Source organism: Micromonospora mangrovicola (genome assembly GCF_047200535.1).
GTDB lineage: Bacteria > Actinomycetota > Actinomycetes > Mycobacteriales > Micromonosporaceae > Micromonospora.
On the sequence record NZ_JBJZOG010000064.1, the window covers coordinates 1 to 16802 of the forward strand.

At 73.4% G+C, this 16802-nt stretch carries 17 protein-coding genes; 5 read left to right on the forward strand and 12 right to left on the reverse strand.

Going from position 1 to position 16802, the window contains the following annotated elements:
- On the reverse strand, positions 1–564 hold a 564-nt coding region (locus ACL02O_RS22835), incomplete at its 3' end, for a cbb3-type cytochrome c oxidase subunit I (protein WP_412820171.1).
- Positions 565–705: 141 nt separating this feature from the next.
- Positions 706–1812 (reverse strand): FAD-dependent monooxygenase, encoded by a 1107-nt coding sequence (locus ACL02O_RS22840; RefSeq protein WP_412820172.1) that lies wholly within the window; start codon positions 1810–1812, stop codon positions 706–708.
- Between the two features lie 331 nt (positions 1813–2143).
- Here ACL02O_RS22840 and ACL02O_RS22845 point away from each other — a divergent pair, with 331 nt between their 5' ends.
- Positions 2144–3307: a GH12 family glycosyl hydrolase domain-containing protein gene (locus ACL02O_RS22845; RefSeq protein ID WP_412820173.1), complete on the forward strand. Its 1164-nt coding sequence runs from the start codon at positions 2144–2146 to the stop codon at positions 3305–3307.
- A 62-nt stretch (positions 3308–3369) separates the two neighbouring features.
- Here the strand turns inward: ACL02O_RS22845 and ACL02O_RS22850 are convergent, their stop codons facing one another.
- Positions 3370–4152, reverse strand: coding sequence for an aldo/keto reductase (locus ACL02O_RS22850; RefSeq protein ID WP_412820174.1), 783 nt, complete (start codon positions 4150–4152; stop codon positions 3370–3372).
- Positions 4153–4269: 117 nt separating this feature from the next.
- On the opposite strand from ACL02O_RS22850, the gene ACL02O_RS22855 reads away from it, so the two are divergent.
- Both ACL02O_RS22855 and ACL02O_RS22860 read left to right on the forward strand, forming a co-directional pair.
- Positions 4270–5298: a DNA polymerase ligase N-terminal domain-containing protein gene (locus ACL02O_RS22855; RefSeq protein WP_412820175.1), complete on the forward strand. Its 1029-nt coding sequence runs from the start codon at positions 4270–4272 to the stop codon at positions 5296–5298.
- Between the two features lie 8 nt (positions 5299–5306).
- Complete coding sequence (locus tag ACL02O_RS22860) at positions 5307–6500, forward strand: threonine synthase (protein ID WP_412820176.1); 1194 nt, start codon at positions 5307–5309, stop codon at positions 6498–6500.
- A 45-nt stretch (positions 6501–6545) separates the two neighbouring features.
- Here ACL02O_RS22860 and ACL02O_RS22865 read toward each other — a convergent pair whose 3' ends face one another.
- From ACL02O_RS22865 to ACL02O_RS22875, 3 genes are all read right to left on the reverse strand, one after another.
- Positions 6546–8330: a glycoside hydrolase family 15 protein gene (locus tag ACL02O_RS22865; RefSeq protein ID WP_412820210.1), complete on the reverse strand. Its 1785-nt coding sequence runs from the start codon at positions 8328–8330 to the stop codon at positions 6546–6548.
- A 45-nt stretch (positions 8331–8375) separates the two neighbouring features.
- Positions 8376–8768, reverse strand: a complete 393-nt coding sequence (locus ACL02O_RS22870) for a cupin domain-containing protein (protein ID WP_412820177.1) — start codon at positions 8766–8768, stop codon at positions 8376–8378.
- Between the two features lie 352 nt (positions 8769–9120).
- A complete protein-coding gene (locus ACL02O_RS22875; protein ID WP_412820178.1) occupies positions 9121–9708 on the reverse strand; it encodes a hypothetical protein in 588 nt (195 codons plus the stop codon).
- An 84-nt stretch (positions 9709–9792) separates the two neighbouring features.
- Here ACL02O_RS22875 and ACL02O_RS22880 point away from each other — a divergent pair, with 84 nt between their 5' ends.
- Positions 9793–10896 carry a beta family protein gene (locus tag ACL02O_RS22880; protein ID WP_412820179.1) on the forward strand — a complete coding sequence of 368 codons (1104 nt, stop codon included), beginning with the start codon at positions 9793–9795 and terminating at the stop codon, positions 10894–10896.
- A gap of 10 nt (positions 10897–10906) precedes the next feature.
- Here the strand turns inward: ACL02O_RS22880 and ACL02O_RS22885 are convergent, their stop codons facing one another.
- A complete protein-coding gene (locus ACL02O_RS22885; RefSeq protein ID WP_412820180.1) occupies positions 10907–11188 on the reverse strand; it encodes a HesB/IscA family protein in 282 nt (93 codons plus the stop codon).
- A 318-nt stretch (positions 11189–11506) separates the two neighbouring features.
- On the opposite strand from ACL02O_RS22885, the gene dacB reads away from it, so the two are divergent.
- Positions 11507–13090, forward strand: a complete 1584-nt coding sequence (dacB, locus tag ACL02O_RS22890) for a D-alanyl-D-alanine carboxypeptidase/D-alanyl-D-alanine endopeptidase (protein WP_412820181.1) — start codon at positions 11507–11509, stop codon at positions 13088–13090.
- Between the two features lie 48 nt (positions 13091–13138).
- Here the strand turns inward: dacB and ACL02O_RS22895 are convergent, their stop codons facing one another.
- The 5 genes from ACL02O_RS22895 to ACL02O_RS22915 all read right to left on the reverse strand — a co-directional run bounded on the left by ACL02O_RS22895 (position 13139) and on the right by ACL02O_RS22915 (position 16696).
- A complete protein-coding gene (locus tag ACL02O_RS22895) occupies positions 13139–13447 on the reverse strand; it encodes a hypothetical protein (protein WP_412820182.1) in 309 nt (102 codons plus the stop codon).
- A gap of 111 nt (positions 13448–13558) precedes the next feature.
- A complete protein-coding gene (locus ACL02O_RS22900) occupies positions 13559–13900 on the reverse strand; it encodes a DUF1330 domain-containing protein (protein WP_412820183.1) in 342 nt (113 codons plus the stop codon).
- Between the two features lie 101 nt (positions 13901–14001).
- Complete coding sequence (locus tag ACL02O_RS22905) at positions 14002–14439, reverse strand: nitroreductase family deazaflavin-dependent oxidoreductase (protein WP_412820184.1); 438 nt, start codon at positions 14437–14439, stop codon at positions 14002–14004.
- A 78-nt stretch (positions 14440–14517) separates the two neighbouring features.
- Positions 14518–15291, reverse strand: coding sequence for a hypothetical protein (locus ACL02O_RS22910; protein WP_412820185.1), 774 nt, complete (start codon positions 15289–15291; stop codon positions 14518–14520).
- A gap of 265 nt (positions 15292–15556) precedes the next feature.
- Positions 15557–16696 carry a hypothetical protein gene (locus tag ACL02O_RS22915; RefSeq protein WP_412820186.1) on the reverse strand — a complete coding sequence of 380 codons (1140 nt, stop codon included), beginning with the start codon at positions 16694–16696 and terminating at the stop codon, positions 15557–15559.
- Positions 16697–16802: the final 106 nt, after the last annotated feature.

The following is a 16802-nucleotide window of genomic DNA, read 5'->3' on the forward strand; positions in this document are numbered from 1 at the left end:
GGTGATCATGTTGACCGAACCGAGGATCGTGCCCAGACCGGAGATGGCCAGGCCGACGATCCACATGTTGGCCCCGACGCCCGGGGAGTTCGCCGCGTCGCTCAGCGGCGTGTAGGCGAACCAGCCGAAGTCGGCGGCGCCACCCGGAGCGACGAAGCCCGCGGTGGCCATCAGGCCACCGAACAGGTACAGCCAGTAGGCGAACGAGTTCAGCCGCGGGAACGACACGTCGGGCGCGCCGATCTGCAGCGGCACCACGTAGTTGCCGAAGGCGAACACGATCGGCGTCGCGAAGAACAGCAGCATGATCGTGCCGTGCATCGTGAACAGCTGGTTGAACTGCTCGGGCGACAGGAACTGCATGCCCGGCTGCGCCAGTTCGGCGCGCATGAGCAGGGCCATCAGGCCACCGATCATGAAGAACGCGAACGCGGTGACCATGTACATGATCCCGATCTGCTTCGCGTCCGTGGTGCGCAGCAGCCGCGCGATGGCCGACCCCTTGACCGGCTCGCGGACCGGCCAGGGCCGGGTCACGACCGGCTTGGGTGCGACGGTGGTCACGAGTGGCCTCCGGTTCTCGGTTGTCCCGCTCGGCACACGCTGGTTATCCGCGCAGCCGTCATCCGCAAGGAGGATAGTCCCCGGCAGGTGGGGGTGCCGCGTGGGGTGGGCGACTACGATCACCGCCCCCTCGCCCGGCGGTCAGAGCGGGTCCACCAGCAACCGGTAGTGCTCCTGGAAGATCCGTCCACCGCGCCCGCGCAGCACCGGGTCGCGCAGCGCCGGCGGCACGTCGCGGGTCCGGTTGCGGTCCCGGGTCCGGTCCCGCACCCACCGGGTACGCGGCCGGCGCCGGCTCTCGTACGCGAGCAGGGCGGCGTCCACGCTGCCGGCGGCCTTGAGCGACTCGGCGAGCACCACGGCGTCCTCCAGGGCCATCGCGGCGCCCTGGGAGAGGGTCGGCGCGGTGGCGTGGGCGGCGTCCCCGACGAGCAGCACCCGACCGTGGAACCAGCGACCCAGCTCGACCTCCTCGGTGATCTCGGCGTGCGCGTCGTCCAGCACGTCCAGGACCTCGGGCACCGGACCGCCGTAGCCGCCGAACAGCTCGCGCAACCGGGCGAGCGGGTCGGCCGGGACCGTCGTGCCGGCCTCGTCTGCGTAGCAGTGCAGCCGGCCGGCCCCGATCGGCACCACCAGGAAGCCGGCGCGCTGGCCGAGCAGCGCGGTCCAGTCGGCGATCCGGGGCCCGTCCCGGCCCACGGCCCGGTAGACGACCTGGCCGGCGGGGCGGGGCGGCCCGCCGAGCGCGGCCAGGGTGCGCACCGCGGAGCGCGGCCCGTCCGCGCCGATGACCAGGTCGTACTCGGCGGCGGTGCCGTCGGTGAAGCCCACGGCGACACCGCCGGGCAGCGGATCGACCGTCCTGATCTCGGCACCGTGCCGGACCGCGCCACCGGCCCCGGTGAGCAGTACCCGGTGCAGCTCGGCGCGGGGCAGCGCCCGGCACTCCCCCACCCCGGCCCAGAGGGCGTCGAGGTCGACCTCGCAGAGCGGCGCGCCGGCGGCGTCGAGGAAGCGCTGCCGATGGATGATCTGGCCGAGCGGGCGTAGCGGGCCGTCCAGGTCGAGCCGGCGCAGCGCCCGTGCCGCGTTGCCCGGCAGATAGAGGCCGACGTCGTTGCGCTCGGTGGGCGGCAATTTCTCGGTGACGTCGGGCCGGAACCCCGCCAGGCGCAGCGCCCGGGCCACGGCGAGACCGGCGATGCCCGCGCCGACGACGAGGATGCGCAGGGGGGAGCCACCCATGGTGGTGTACGCCTCCGGAGGGGTTCGGCACGCGTTGGAGGCAAGACACTACTCGCCGCTACCGGCGGGCGGTAGGTCCCATCGGCCCTCGCGTGGTCACTGCTCGGCGTCGCGCGCCGATCCCGCTGGCCGGGAGGGTCGCGCCGACCGGGGGAGACCGGGCGCACGCTGCGACGACGCCCCTTTCACGGACCGTGTTCACCGAGCCGAGCCGAGCGGAGCGGTTGCGCAACTATTTCAGGCATGTAAATGTGTTGCCTTGAACGTGGGAGCGCTCCCGCCCGTGTCTCCCGCCCCGTCCCGGCGCCCCGTGCCGCAGCCAAGGAGCATCATGAAGCGTCCACTGAGGGCCATCGCGGCCGCCGGCCTGCTGACCGCCGGCTCGATCGTCGCCGTCATCCTCGGCGGCAACGCCTCCGCCGACACCCAGATCTGCGACCAGTACGGGTCGACCACCATCGGCGGCAGGTACGTCGTGCAGAACAACCGCTGGGGCACCAGCGCCCAGCAGTGCATCAACGTGACCTCCACCGGCTTCTCCATCACCCGGCAGGACGGGGTGGGGAACACCAGCGGCGCGCCGGTGTCATACCCGTCGATCTTCGTGGGTTGCCATTACACGAACTGCTCGCCCGGCACCAACCTGCCGGTCCAGGTGAAGAACATCAGCAGCGCGCCGGCCAGCATCAGCTACAACTACGTCAGCGGCGCCAGCTACGACGCCGCGTACGACATCTGGCTCGACCCGACGCCCAAGAAGGACGGGGTGAACCAGATGGAGATCATGATCTGGCTCAACCGGCAGGGCCCCATCCAGCCCATCGGTTCCCCGGTGGGTAACGCGACCATCGCCGGCCGCACCTGGGAGGTCTGGCGCGGCAGCAACGGCTCCAACAACGTCATCTCGTACCTGGCCCCGTCGGCGGTCCCCAGCATGAGCTTCGACGCCATGGCGTTCATCAACGACACGAAGAACCGGGGCGCGATCACCAACGACTGGTACCTGACCAGCATCCAGGCCGGTTTCGAACCGTGGCAGGGCGGTGTCGGCCTCGCGGTCAACTCGTTCTCGCAGAGCGTCAACACCGGCGGCAGCACCAACCCGCCCCCGTCGTCGCCCCCGCCGACCAGCACCCCGCCGTCCTCGCCGCCGCCCACCACCACCCCGCCGACCGGCACCGGCTGCTCGGTCAGGTACACCCCGAACGCCTGGAACAACGGCTTCACCGCCGATGTGCAGATCACCAACACCGGCTCGGGCACCATCAACGGCTGGACGCTGACCTACAACCTGCCCTTGGGGCAGACCGTCACCAGCGCCTGGAACGCCACGGTGACCCAGAGCGGGTCCGCGGTGACCGCGAAGAATCTCAGCTACAACGGCACGCTGGCGCCGGGCGCGTCGACCAGCTTCGGCTACCAGGGGACGCTGAGCGGCGCGTACTCCTCGCCGAGCAGCTTCACCCTCAACGGCGTGACCTGCGCCGAGGGATAACGCCGCAGGCCCTTCAAACCCGCGCGACCTGGGGATCGCGCGTTCCTCGACGATGGTGGAGGTCAGCCGCCGAGGGCGTCGATGTCGCGCATCTCCTCGGCGGTCAGCGAGAAGCCGAAAACGTCGGCGTTTGCCTGGATCCGTTCCGGGGTCACCGACTTGGGGATCACCACGATCTCGTGGTCGATGTGCCAGCGGAGCACGACCTGCGCCGGGGAGACGTCGTGCGCCTGGGCGATCCGCGCCAGCACCGGATCGGACAGGTCACTGGTCTTGAACGGGCTGTAGCCCTCCAGCACCACACCCCGGTCCTTGTGCGCGGCGTGCACCTGCCGCTCGTACAGCGACGGGCTCCAGCGGATCTGGTTGACCGCGGGGGTCTCCTCGGTGGCCTGGATCAGCTCGTCGATCAGGCTGATCGGGTAGTTGCTGACCCCGACGGTCCGGACCAGGTTCTCGTTGCGGGCGGCGAGCAGTTCCCGCCACACCGGGATGCTGTCCGCCGGCGACGAGGGCGGCCAGTGGATCAGCCACAGGTCGACGTGGTCGGTGTCCAGGGCGGCCAGGCTCGCCTCGATGGTCTCCCGCTCCCGGCCGACCCGGTCGGGGGGAAGTTTCGTGGTGATGAAGACGTCCTCGCGGCGCAGCCCGCTCTCCTTGACCGCCCGCCCGACCTCCTTCTCGTTGCCGTACATCGTGGCGGTGTCGATGTGCCGGTAGCCGGCATCCAGGGCGGCGAGCACGGCGTCGTACCCCGACTCGCCGGTGGCCTGCCAGGTGCCGAAGCCGAGCAGCGGCATCCGGACGTCGCCGGTGAGGGGGACGGTGGGCTGGTCGAGGTCCATACCGACGCTTCTACCCGTGATCGCCGTAGCCATGCCCGCGCCGCGCCGGAAGGCGCGGAAACGGACAGAAGTCGCAGGCAGCGGGCGATCCGACGGGGTGTGCCGCAGAATGCGGGGGTGGGCGACCGGCTGGAGGAGTACCGGCGGAAGCGGAACGCGGCGCGTACCCCCGAGCCGGTGCCGGAGCGGACCGCGCAGCGGAAGCGGACCTCCCGCCGCCGTTTCGTCATCCAGCAGCACCACGCCCGCAGCCTGCACTGGGACCTCCGGCTGGAGCACGACGGCGTGCTGGCCTCCTGGGCGGTGCCGCGCGGCCTGCCCCGCGACCCCGGGCGCAACCACCTCGCCGTGCACACCGAGGACCATCCGATGGAGTACCTCACCTTCCACGGCGAGATCCCGGCCGGCGAGTACGGCGGCGGGCGCATGACCGTCCACGACACCGGGACGTACCGCGCGGAGAAGTGGCGCGACGACGAGGTGATCGTGGTGCTCGACGGGAAACGGACAAAGGGCCGGTACGTGCTCTTCGCCACCGGCGGCCGGGGCCGGGACTGGATGGTCCGCCGCACCGACCCCGCCCCGCAGGGCTGGACGCCGATGCCCGAGCTGGTCCGTCCGATGCGCGCCACCTCGGGGAAGCGGCTGCCGAAGGACGAGGCCGCCTGGGGGTACGAGCTGCGCTGGGACGGCGTCCGGGTGATGGCGTACGTCTCCGGCGGCCGGCTCCGGCTGCTCGACTCCTCGGACGAGGAGGTCATTGGGACGTACCCCTGGCTGCGCGGCATGGCCGAGGCGCTGGCGCCGACCGAGGCGGTGCTGGACGGGGTGCTGGTACGGATCGACCCGGCTGGGCGGGTACGCGCGCCAACCGGGCGGGACGGCCAGTTCCTCGCCGTGGATCTGCTCTGGCTGGAGGGCGTCACCAGCATCGAACTGCCGTACGCGCAGCGCCGCGAGCTGCTCGACGGTCTGGCGCTCACCGGGCAGCACTGGCAGACTCCGCCGTGGTTCCCGGGCGTCGGTGCGGACGCCCTGCGGACCGCCCGCGAGCAGGGGCTCCCCGGAGTGGTGGCGAAGCGCCTCGACTCCCCCTACGAGCCGGGGCGGCGCAGCCGGCACTGGCTGAGCATCGACGCGAGCTGAGGAGCATCGTGCACCTGACGCACCTGGAATGCCCGCGCTGCGGCCACGAGCGTCCGGCGGACAAGCTGCAGAACCTGTGCGAGTGCGGATCACCGCTGCTCGCCCGCTACGACCTGGCCGCGGTGGGCGCGTCGCTGGCCCCCGAGCAGTTCGGCCTGCGCGCGGCCGACCTGTGGCGCTACCGGGAGCTGCTGCCGGTGGCCGACCCCCGGTTCGTGACCACCCTGGGTGAGGGCTGGACGCCGCTGCTGCGCGCCCCCGCGTACGGCCACGAGATCGGCGTCCCGGATCTGATCGTGAAGGACGAGGGGCTCACGCCGACCGGTTCGTTCAAGGCCCGGGGCGCGGCGGTCGGGGTGAGCCGGGCCCGCGAGCTGGGGGTCGAGCGGATCGCCATGCCGACCAACGGGAACGCCGGTGCGGCCTGGGCGACGTACGCGGCGCGGGCCGGGATGGGCGCGACCATCGCCATGCCGCTGGACGCGCCGACCATCTGCCGGCGGGAGTGCCGGGCGGCCGGGGCCGACCTGCACCTGGTGGACGGCCTGATCAGCGACGCCGGCCGCTGGGTGGCCGGGCTGGTCGCCGAGTCGGGTGGCCGGATCTTCGACGCCGGCACGCTGCGTGAGCCGTACCGCCTGGAAGGCAAGAAGACCATGGGGTACGAGATCGTCGAGCAGCTCGGCTGGCAGGTGCCCGACGTGATCATCTACCCGACCGGGGGCGGGGTGGGGCTGATCGGCATCCACAAGGCCCTGCACGAGCTGCGCGAGCTGGGCTGGGTGGAGGACAAGCTGCCCCGGCTGGTCGCGGTGCAGTCCACCGGCTGCGCCCCGATAGTGCGGGCGTTCGCCGCCGGGGAGCCGCGGGCCACCCCCTGGGCGGACGCGCGCACCGTGGCGTACGGCATCACCGTGCCGGCCCCGCTGGGCGACGAGCTGATCCTGACCGCGCTGCGGGAGAGCGGCGGCACCGCGATCGCGGTGGAGGACGCGGAGATCCTCGCCGACCTGCGGAACTTCGCCGCGCGGGAGGGGCTGCTGCTCTGTCCGGAGGGAGCCGCCTGCCTGACCGCCGCCCGGCACCTGCGGGCCGGTGGCTGGATCCGGGCCGGGGAGCGGGTGGTGGTGCTGAACACCGGCGCGGGCATCAAGTACCCGGAGACGGTGGACGTCTCGGACGTGCCGCTGGTGACGGTCTGACGCCGGGCCCGAGCCCGGTGGCAGCCCGCCACGGCCGGGTGCGGCTCAGTCCGTGCTCGGGTCGGTCAGTCGCCAGGCGGCGTTGATCAGGCCGATGTGGGACAGCGCCTGGGGGGTGTTGCCGAGCTGGGCGCCGCTGTCCAGGTCGATCTGCTCGGCGAAGAGGCCGAGGTCGTTGGCGTGGCCGAGGACCTTGTCGAACAACGCCTCGGCGCGCTCGGTCTCCCCCGCCATGACCAGGCACTCGACCAGCCAGAACGAGCAGAGCACGAAGCCGGCCGGGTCGGTGTTCCAGCGCCGGACCAGGCCGTCGTCGGTGCCCAGCTGACGCTCCACCACCTCGATGGTGGCGCGCATCCGCGGGTCGGTGGCGGGCAGGAAGCCCACCACCGGCAGCAACAACGCCGAGGCGTCCAGCTCCGTCGAGCCGAACGCGCCGGTGTACGCGCCGATCCGGTCGTTCCAGCCCTCGCGCAGCACGGTCGAGCGGATCTCGTCGCGGACGGCCGCCCAGCGGCGCGGGTCGGCCCGGTCCCCGAGCCGGGGCGCGAGCGCCACCGCCCGGTCCAGCGCCGCCCAGCAGAGCGCCTTGGAGGACAGGTAGTGCCGTTCGACGTCCCGGGTCTCCCAGATGCCCCGGTCGGGCTCGCGCCAGGTGGAGGCGACCTGCTCGGCCAGCCCGACCACCATCTCCCGGATCTCCTCCTCGAAGGTGTCGCCGAGGTAGTCGTGCAGCCGCCAGACCGCCGAGATCACCTCGCCGGGCACGTCGAGCTGCCGCTGCCGCCAGGCGTCGTTGCCGATCCGCACCGGCGCGCTGTCGGCGTATCCGCGCAGGTGGGTGCACTCGTGCTCGGAGAGGTCCCGCTCCCCCTCCAGCCCGAACAGCACCGGCACCGGCTGGTCGCCGATCCGGCCGATCGAGCGGGCCGCCCAGTTGAACAGCCGGGTCGCCTCGTCCGGGCAGGCCGCCACCCAGAAGGCGCGCATGGTCATCGCAAAGTCGCGCAGCCAGGAGTAGCGGTAGTCGTAGTTGCGGTCCCCGCCGATCCGTTCCGGCAGCGAGGTGGTCAGCGCCGCGGCCACCGCGCCACTGCGGGCGTAGGTGAGGCCGGTCAGCACGACGGCGCTGTGCCGGACCTGCGGCAGGTAGCGCCCGCGGTAGCGGTGGGTCTCCCGGAACGCCTCCCACGCCTGCGCCGTCTCGGCCAGCGCGACCACCGGGTCCAGCCGGGCCGGCGGGTCCCCGTAGACGGCCGCGTACGCCAGGTCGAAGGCGACGGTCTGGCCGGCGGCCACCTCGAAGGTGTGCGCGACCCGGTCGCCGTCGTGGCGCAGGGTCTGGTCCGTGCCGCGCAACAGCAACGCCACCGGCCCGGCGGTGGCCAGCACTCCGCCCCCGGGCTGGTCGTGCAGGTACGGGGTGAGCAGCCCGTACTCCGGCCGCGGGGCGAAGTCGAGGTGCATCCGGACCCGGCCGGAGAGCCCCTCGACGACCCGGAGCAGCACGGCGGGCGAGTTCCTGCCCAGCTCGTGGCCCCGCGCGCCCAGTTCGGCGGCGAGCGCGTCGGTGACCGCGACGCTCCCCTCCGGGGTGTGGTGCACGGTCCGTAGTACCAGCGTTTCCGGCCGGTAGGCGCGCTCCACCCGGCTCGCGGCGAGCGGGGCGATCCGCCAGTGCCCGCCGGCCGCGTCGAGCAGGCGGGCGAAGACCGACGGCGAGTCGAACCGGTCCGGGCACCACCAGTCGACCGAGCCGTCCCGGCCGACCAGGGCCCCGGAGCGGCAGTCGGAGAGGAATCCGTAGTCGGAGATCGGCGGCTGTTGCACCACCCGCTGCGGGTACCCGGAGCGGTCCGGTTCAGGCCATGCCGGTCATGCGGTGGGAGGCTCGTCCCGGCCGGCGGCCTCGGCCGCGTCGGCCTCCTCCTTGGTCCGGTGCACGGCCCCGTCGGCGTGGTCCGGCGGCCCGTAGACGGTGTAGAGCACGAGCGGGTTCGGCCCGGTGTTGACGAAGTTGTGTTTCGTGCCGGCGGGCACGACCACCAGGTCGCCGGAGACGACCTCCTTCTTCTCGCCCGCCACCCGGGCCTCGCCGGTGCCGCTGACGAAGGTGAGGATCTGGTCGATGCCCTCGTGGACCTCCTCGCCGATCTCCCCGCCGGGCGGGATCGTCATGATCACCAACTGGGTGTGCTGCCCGGTCCAGAGCACGCGCCGGAAGTCCGGGCTCCGCTCGGCGACGGTCTCGATCGTGAAATGCTCCATGGCGCGCACATACCCGGCACACCCTCAGGTCACGCCGGGAATCGCAGATGGCGGAATTTGCCCACCCTCCGTGGTTTGGATCCCCCCTGGCCGGGCATCTGCTCGACCAAGACCGGCCTGCACGCCGGTCGAGCCAGGTCCCCGCTGTCGTACCGCCGTACGGCTGCGGTGGTGGGAGACGGCCAGAGCGCGGCGACGTTACGACCCACGGTCGGGCGGCGCCGTGCGCTCGTCTGTGGGCCCGTCAGGACGGCGTTGGAAATGCCGGTACGCGGCGCGACGGCGATGGCGCCCTGCGGGGCGGGCCCGCCGCCGGCGACTGGCCCGACGGTGCCGACGTACCCGGCGCCGGTCAGCCGAGCCGCCGGGTGTGCGCGGCGAGCAGTGCCCGCAGCACCGTCAGGTCGCCCTTCCCCATCGCGCGTTTCGGCAGCACCAGCACGGCGGCCCCGATCCGGTCGGAGGCGAGCAGCGCGACCGACTTCGCCGTCTCCACGTGGTACGGATGCTGGGTCCACCGCGCCGTCGTCTCGCCCGCCGCCGAGGCGACCTGGACACCGTCCGCACCCACCACCACCCGCAGCGGCTGCGCCAGCATCGGGTTGCCCCGGATCAACTGGCGGGACGACCAGCGGTAGGTGAGCTTCGCCGGGTCGGCCACGCGGCGGAACAGCCAGGTCATCAGGACGGTCAACAGCAGCACGACGACCGAAGCGACGGCCAGCGCGATCCAACTGGTGGCCGAGGTGTCCCCGCTGAGCGCCGTCTTCGCCACGAAGAACAGCACGACGCCGGCCACGATCAGCAGGTTGAGGTGGCGCAGGTACCAGGGGCGCTGGACGACCCGGTGCGCGGCGGTGAGCCCGTCGAGGAGGTCGTCGGCGGCGAGGGTGTACTCGAGCCGTACGGGCTCGGCGGTGGGTGCGTCGGCCGTGGACATGGTGGGCAGCATAGGCAGCGCCGGGCGTTACACGCTGCCCAGGAGGGCCTGTGTGGACGGCGGAACGGCCGGATACATTGAAGTATGTTGTCCGCCCGCGGGGGGCGGGCGGCGGAGCCGGCCTACCGTCCGGTGCTGGTCGGCCGCCGGGGTGAGCTGGAGGCGCTGACCCACCTCGACGACGCCACCGCTCCACTGCTCGCTCCGGTCATCGACCTCCGCGTGGTCGACCCGTGCACGGTACGGCTGCTGCGCCGGCTGCCGGCCGGGCTGGTCCCCGCCGTCGACGTCTCAGCCCTGCCGGAGCTCCCGGAGAGCGAGCCGGCCCGCTGGGGCGTACCCCTGGTGCCGGTGATCGGGCTCGCGGAGAGCGACCGCCGGCTGGTGGCGCTCGGCGCCGCCGCGCGGGCGTACGACCGGCGGGCGGTGGTGCGGCTGCGGGCCGGTCAGGCCCGGGTCGGCCCGGACGCGACGACGGCCGCGGCGGAACGGGTCTGGCGACTGACCCGGCTGCTGCCGGAGCAGTGCGACCTACTCGTCGACGTGGCGGACGTGTGCTGCCCGGCCGACGTCCGGTTGGCCGGACCCCGGGTGCGGCGGCTGGTCGAGTGGGCCCGGCGGCACGCGTGGCGCTCGATCACCGTGGTGGCCGGCGGGATGCCGCCGACGCTGGCCCGCCTGCCCACCGACGAGCCGGTCCGCCTCGGCCGTTTCGACTGGCAGCTCTGGCAGGACCTGGCCGATCTCGGCGTCGGCTACGGCGACTACGGGGTGACCTCGGCGACGCCGGACGCGGAGGGACCGGGCGACCGGCTGCCGACGCTGCGGTACACCACGGACGGGGCGTGGTGGATCTACCGCTGGTCGCGGCGGGGCGGGCGGGGCGATGAACGCCTCGCCGACCTGTGCCGGACGCTGGTGTCGGCGTCGTGGTGGCCGGCCGCCGGGGCCGACTTCTCCTGGGGAGACCACGAGATACTGCGCCGGGCGCGGCGTGGCGCGGGGGCCGGATCACCGGCGAACTGGATCGCCTGGAGCACGTCGCACCACCTGGCGCACGTGCTGGCCGCGCTGCGGCAGCCTGGGCGGGAGCCGCGCGGCGGCTCCTGGCGGGCCGGTCAGGATGCGGCTGTCCGGGGCCGTTCCGGCCGGTCGCCGCGCGGCGGCGGGCACCGCCGTGCCGGGTGAGCGCCCGGCCTCACTCCTTCTCGGTGAAACCGAACTGGACGATCCCCTCATCGTCGACGACCGCGTCGACGGAGGTGTCGTTGAGCAGCTCGGCGGCGTCGGCGTCGAGGAAGATGCGGGCGCCCTCGTTGTCGACCACCTGGTCGCCCTGGGTCGGCTGCTCCACCAGCTCGATGGAGAGCGACCCGGCCTGGGTGTCGGCGGCGATGCGCAGTCCGCCGGCCTCGGCGACGTCCTGCTGGGTGGCGAGGTCGCGGATCACCAGGACGGCGTTGTCGGTCATGGTCAGCATGGCGGAACTCCTCGTGGCTGCTTCGGGACACCGGGACTGGCCGAGGTGGCCCACACGGCCCGGCGCGCCCCAGAACGGCGAATCGGCATTCGCCCGACAGAACGGGGCAGCTCGAACGCTCCCCTCCGCCCACGGTCCACCCTGACCTGCCATCCGTCAAATCGAGCCAGGTCAGTCGAGTACGTGGCCGCCGGCCCCCGACACGATCGGGTGATCAGCGGTTTCCCGCGTTCGGGCCGGGAGTAACCGAAAGCTCTTCGGAAATATCTTTCACTGCGGAGTCTTCTCCGGAGGAAAGCTCCATGGCAGCATCGACGCATGCATCGTCGTCTCTTTTTTCGGGCGCTCGCGGTGCTGGCGCTGGTCGCCACCGCGGCCACCGCCGGTGCCCCCACCGCCACGGCCGACGCGCCCGCCCCGGCGCAGCTGCGCCTGAACGCGACCATCGACGCCGTCCTCGCCGACTCCCGGCTCGACGGGGCGCAGGCCGGCGTGGTGGTGGTGGACACCACCACCGGGCGGACCCTCTACGACCGGAACGGACAGTGCCGCCTGGTGCCGGCCTCCAACACCAAGCTGCTCACCTCGACCGCGGCGATGGAACTGCTCGGCCCGGGCCATCGCTTCACCACCGACGTCGCCAGTGACGGCGTACGCCGGGCCGGACTGCTCTCCGGCAACCTGTACCTGCGCGGCGGTGGTGACCCGACCATGCTGGCCGCGGACTACGACCGGCTGGCCGCGCAGGTGGCCGCCGAGGGCGTACGCCTGGTGACGGGCAACCTGGTCGCCGACGACACCCGCTACGACCGGACCCGGCTGGGCCCGGACTGGACCTGGGACGACGAGTCCTACTACTACGCCGCCCAGGTGTCGGCCCTGACCGTCGCCCCGGACACCGACTACGACGCCGGCACGGTGATCGTGCACGCCGCCCCGGCCACCGAGGCGGGCGCGCGGCCGGTGGTCACCATGACCCCGCCCAACGGCTGGCTGCGGATCGAGAACCGGGCCGAGACGGTCGCCACCGGCGAGACGAGCGTCTCCTTCGAGCGGGAGCACGGCGGCAACACCATCGTGGTGACCGGGCAGATCGCCGTCGGCGAGGCCGCCGAGAGCGACTGGATGACGGTCTGGGAGCCGACCGGGTACGCCGCCGACATCTTCCGGTCGGCGCTGCAACGGCACGGGGTGCGGGTCCTCGGCCGGACCGTGCTCGGTCGGCCCACCCCGGACGACGCGACGACGGTCACCCGGCACGACTCGATGCCGCTGGCCGAGCTGATGGTGCCGTTCCTCAAACTCTCCAACAACGGCCACGCGGAGGTGCTCACCAAGGAACTGGGCCGGGTGCTCTCCGGCTCCGGCACCTGGTCCGCCGGGCTGGCCGCGATCGGCAAGTACGTCGGGGACTCCGGGATGGACACCGGCACGCTGCGCCAGCGCGACGGCTCCGGGCTGTCCCGGCGCAACCTGATCCCGCCGGGCCAGTTCGTGTCGCTGCTGTCGACGGTGCGTGCCGAGCCCTGGTTCGACACCTGGTACGCGGCCCTGCCGGTGGCCGGCAACGCCGAGCGCTTCGTCGGCGGGACACTGCGCAGCCGGATGCGCGGCACCGCCGCGGCGAACAACGTGCACGCCAAGACCGGCAGCTTGACCGGCGTCTCCAGCCTCTCCGGCTACGCCACCGACGCCGACGGGCACCTGCTGGCCTTCTCCGTCGTGTTCAACAACTACCTGACCTCGTCGGTCAAGGCGCTGGAGGACCAGATCGCGATCGCGCTGGCGTCGTACACGGAAGCGGAGACGACCACGGCGCGGCTGGCGGTGCCGACGGCGCCGGAGTCCCCCCGGGTGCCCGAGGGCCTGGAGTGTTCGTGGGTGAAGCCGACCGCGTGCTGAGTCGAGGTGCCCCTGCCCGGGCGGGATCGGGCAGGGGCACCCCGCCGCTCAGGCGCCCGGGCGGTGCGGGCGCGGGGCGGCGGTCGGGTCGCCGCGTTCGATCAGGGCGTCGATCTCGGCGGTCGGAAGCCCGTGCAGCGCGAGCACCCGGCGTCCCCAACGGTGCAGCCGGCACGGGTGCGGGCTGGCGTCGTTGCGGCAGATCGTCCCGCCGGACCAGCGTCGCGGCGCGTGCACCACCACCGCCCGCACGGCGAACTGGGCGTCCTCGCCGGGCACGTACGGCGGCAGCGGGATCTCCCGCAGCACCTCGCCGGACGGTTCGGCGGAACGGACGACGGGGGCGCTGCTGCTCATCGGTCAAGCCTCCACAGCGGATGGTCGGACGGACAAGGCACCGGAAACCTACGACGCCCCGCGCCGTCCGCGACGGACAAACTGTCCCGGCTGCTCCGGGTCTGGGGCGGCTCAGCCGACGCGCTGGCGCATCCGCGCGGCGGTCCGGCGCGGGTCGTAGTCCGGGCCGACGCCCTCGATGATGATCGTCGACGCGTCGAGGTGGCGGGTGCGCAGCGGCAGGATCTCCCGGTACGCCGGGGAGGCGTACCACTCGCGGGCCGCCTCGATGTCCGGAAACTCGATAATCACTACGGTGCCGGGCCACTCCCCCTCGAGCACCTCCGGCACCCCGCCGTGCACCCGGAACCGCCCCCGGTACGGGTCGAGGGTCGCCTGGATCTTGTCGATGTAGTCGATGATGTCGTCGTTGTCCGCCGTGGTGCGCAGGTGAGCGAGCGCGAATGCGGGCATGGTCCCTCCCCGGTGTCGTGCGCCGCGGTCGCGGCGCAGGGCCTGACACCGATTCTGGCGACCGGCCGCATCCGGGTCGACCACCTGCGAGGTGAGGAAAGTCAGACCCGTTCCAGCACCACGACCGGGATCTCCCGGTCGGTCTTCGTCTGGTAGTCGTCGTACGCCGGCCAGGCGGCGGTCATGGTGCGCCACATCCGGGGCTTCTCCGCCGGGGTCGCGGTGCGCGCCCGGACCGTGAACCGCTCCGACCCGACCTGCACCCGGGCCTCCGGGTCGGCGAGCAGATTGAGGTACCAGGCCGGGTGCTGCGGCGCGCCGCCCTGGGAGGCCACCACCAGGTAGGCGTCGCCGTCCCGGCCGTAGATCAACGCGGTGCGGCGCAGTTGGCCGGAGCGCCGGCCCCGGATGGTCAGCAGCAGCGTGTAGACCCCCGGCCGCCACTCGTGCCCCTCCGCGCCGTCGGTCTCCACGTACCTCCGGATGTGGTTGGCGACCCACCCCTCGGGGCTGTCCAGCACCTGCTCGCCCGTCGCCATCGGTTCCTCCCGGCTCGTCCGTCGACCGTCGCGACCACGCTACCCCCGAGCGGCCCGGGGCACCGGGCGAACGACGGCTCAGCGCAGGGCGACCGCCTGGAGGCTGACGTTGCCGCAGTCCCCCATGGACTCCTCGACCGTCCAGCTCACCAGCAGCTTGGCGCCCTTGGCGGCGCGGAAACGGACGGTGAACTGGGCGGTCCGCACGGTGTGCGGGTCCTCCAGCCGCAGGGTGCTGGCCGGCCCGCCGCCGGAGATCCGCAGGTCGAGGCGGGCCCGGGCCATCCAGAGCCCGGCGTAGAGGCGTACCGTGCGCTCCCGGCCGCCGCCGGCCACGGAGAGGCTGAAGCCGCTGCCCTTGTCGCAGGTGTAGACCCCCGACATGGTCCCGCTGGCCGACTCGACCGGGGCGCCGTCGCGCCAGGTGTACATCTCCGGGTTGTTGCGGTAGCTCACCCGCTCGCCCCGGCCGCCCTCGTCCCGGATCTCGCCGGACCCGTCGCGCTTGCGGACCGGCGCGCCGGGACCGAGCAGTCCCCAGTGGACCCAGTCGGTGGGGCCTGCGGCGGTCAGGTCGACCCGCGCCGGGATGTCCGCCTGGTCGACCGCCAGGAGCGGGGAGACCGCCGGAGTGGCCGACGTGGACGGCGACGGGGTCGGCGACGGCGGGCGCTGCCGGGGCCGCAGGCCCGGCGTCACGACCCCGCTGTCGGCACCCGGCGCGCCCGGGCCCGGCGTCTCGGGCCGGGCGGCCGGCGGCCCGGGCAGTACGCCGCTGCGCTCCTCCCGGGGTGTCCCGTGCAGCTCGGTGCCGAGGTACCCGGTGACCGCGGCCAGACAGCCGAGTGCCACCAGTGTCTCCAGGAGCCAGCGTCGCCGCCGCCGGGCCCGCGCCATCCGACGGAACTCCGACCGTGTCCGCCCGCGCGGATACGACGTCCGGCCGTCGGCCGGACCGTGGCCTGCCTGCCCCACCTGACCTCCGCTCCCCACCACGCCCCGGCCGTCGGGACGGGCGGGGCGCGACCCGCTTCACGTTTCCATCTTTCGGGGGTGATGCGCCATATGTCGGCGGGTGGGAGTTTCCAGTTTGTTACCCGGCGGTAGCGGCGGAGCGTCAACTGACGGCGAGCGCCTCCATGGCCACGCCGTCGTTCGCGCCGCCCACGACGGTCAGCGCTCGCCAGGTGATCAGCAGCTTGGCACCGCGCGCCGCGCGGAAGTGGATGACGTACTCGTAGAAGCGGTCGTCGGCGGCGAGCGCCACCTCCCGGACGGCGGGATCCCCGCCACTGGAGAGCCGGACGTCGAGCCGGGCGCCCGCGCCGAACGCGCCGACGAAGAGCCTTACGGTCCGCAGGTCCCCACTGCCGGCCACGCTCAACGAGAAGGCCTTCCCGGCACCCCGCTGGAAGACCCCGTACCGGGTCCCCTCCTGCCGGGCCACCGGCGTGCCGTCGGCCCAGGCGAAGGCGGACACGCTGGCCGCGTGCTCCAGCCGAGCGCCGCCCGGGTCGACGATCTCCCCGGTGCCGGTCTGTTTGCGCTGCACACTGCCGCCGCCCAGGCCGCCCCAGTGGATCCAGTCCCGGCCGCCGAGCGCGGTCAGGTCCACCAGCGCCGGGACGTGTTGCTGGTCCACGCTGAGCAGCGGCCCGCCCGGGAAGGCCGGGTTCCCGGTGACCGGCACGACCGTCGGTGGCGGGGCCGGGGCCGGCACCGAGGCGGCGACCGTCGGCAGCGCCGCCGCCACGGTCGGCTCATCGTCGGCACGCGGCCCCCGACCGACGTACGCCAGCGCCGCCAGCGCCAGCGCGGCCACTGCCGCCGCGCCCAGCACCGCCCGACGACGACGCCGCCGGGCCCGGGCCACCCCGACCCGGGTGGCCGGCCCGTCCGGCGCGGCGCCGACGGCCACCCGCACCTTTGCGGCCGCCGGGCGGACCAGCTCGGCGAGCCGCTCCGCGACGCTCTCCCGGGCCGAGTGCCGGGCCGGGTCGGGGTCGACGGAGGGCGCCCCTGGCAGTTCGGCGGAGCCGTCCGCCGGCACCGACGGCCCGGTGGAGGCGGACGGCGGGTCGGTCGCGGGTGCGGCGCGGTCCGGGTCGGCCGACCCCGGTGCGGCCCCGTCGTCCGGGCCGGCGGGCAGCCGACGCGGCGCGGCCGGCGGTTGCGGCTCCCGGCCCGGTTCGGCGGGTACGGCGGGAAGCCACCGCCCGACCCGGATCCCGGTCTGGGTGAGTTCGTCCTCAGCCACCGACCCCTCCCTCGGCCACCGGCGGTCGCCCCGGCCCCGCCGCAGGGAGAATGACACACGTCTCGAATTCCGAGAAGCTGTCGGCACGAGGCATCTTCCCGACAGC

What these genes read in the sequence shown, in the direction of transcription:
- ACL02O_RS22840 (WP_412820172.1), bottom strand. Translation starts at nt 1,812, where the DNA reads ATGGGTGGCTCCCCCCTGCGCATCCTCGTCGTCGGCGCGGGCATCGCC.
- ACL02O_RS22845 (WP_412820173.1), top strand. Translation starts at nt 2,144, where the DNA reads ATGAAGCGTCCACTGAGGGCCATCGCGGCCGCCGGCCTGCTGACCGCC.
- ACL02O_RS22850 (WP_412820174.1), bottom strand. Translation starts at nt 4,152, where the DNA reads ATGGACCTCGACCAGCCCACCGTCCCCCTCACCGGCGACGTCCGGATG.
- ACL02O_RS22870 (WP_412820177.1), bottom strand. Translation starts at nt 8,768, where the DNA reads ATGGAGCATTTCACGATCGAGACCGTCGCCGAGCGGAGCCCGGACTTC.
- ACL02O_RS22875 (WP_412820178.1), bottom strand. Translation starts at nt 9,708, where the DNA reads ATGTCCACGGCCGACGCACCCACCGCCGAGCCCGTACGGCTCGAGTAC.
- ACL02O_RS22880 (WP_412820179.1), top strand. Translation starts at nt 9,793, where the DNA reads ATGTTGTCCGCCCGCGGGGGGCGGGCGGCGGAGCCGGCCTACCGTCCG.
- ACL02O_RS22885 (WP_412820180.1), bottom strand. Translation starts at nt 11,188, where the DNA reads ATGCTGACCATGACCGACAACGCCGTCCTGGTGATCCGCGACCTCGCC.
- dacB (WP_412820181.1), top strand. Translation starts at nt 11,507, where the DNA reads ATGCATCGTCGTCTCTTTTTTCGGGCGCTCGCGGTGCTGGCGCTGGTC.
- ACL02O_RS22895 (WP_412820182.1), bottom strand. Translation starts at nt 13,447, where the DNA reads ATGAGCAGCAGCGCCCCCGTCGTCCGTTCCGCCGAACCGTCCGGCGAG.
- ACL02O_RS22900 (WP_412820183.1), bottom strand. Translation starts at nt 13,900, where the DNA reads ATGCCCGCATTCGCGCTCGCTCACCTGCGCACCACGGCGGACAACGAC.
- ACL02O_RS22905 (WP_412820184.1), bottom strand. Translation starts at nt 14,439, where the DNA reads ATGGCGACGGGCGAGCAGGTGCTGGACAGCCCCGAGGGGTGGGTCGCC.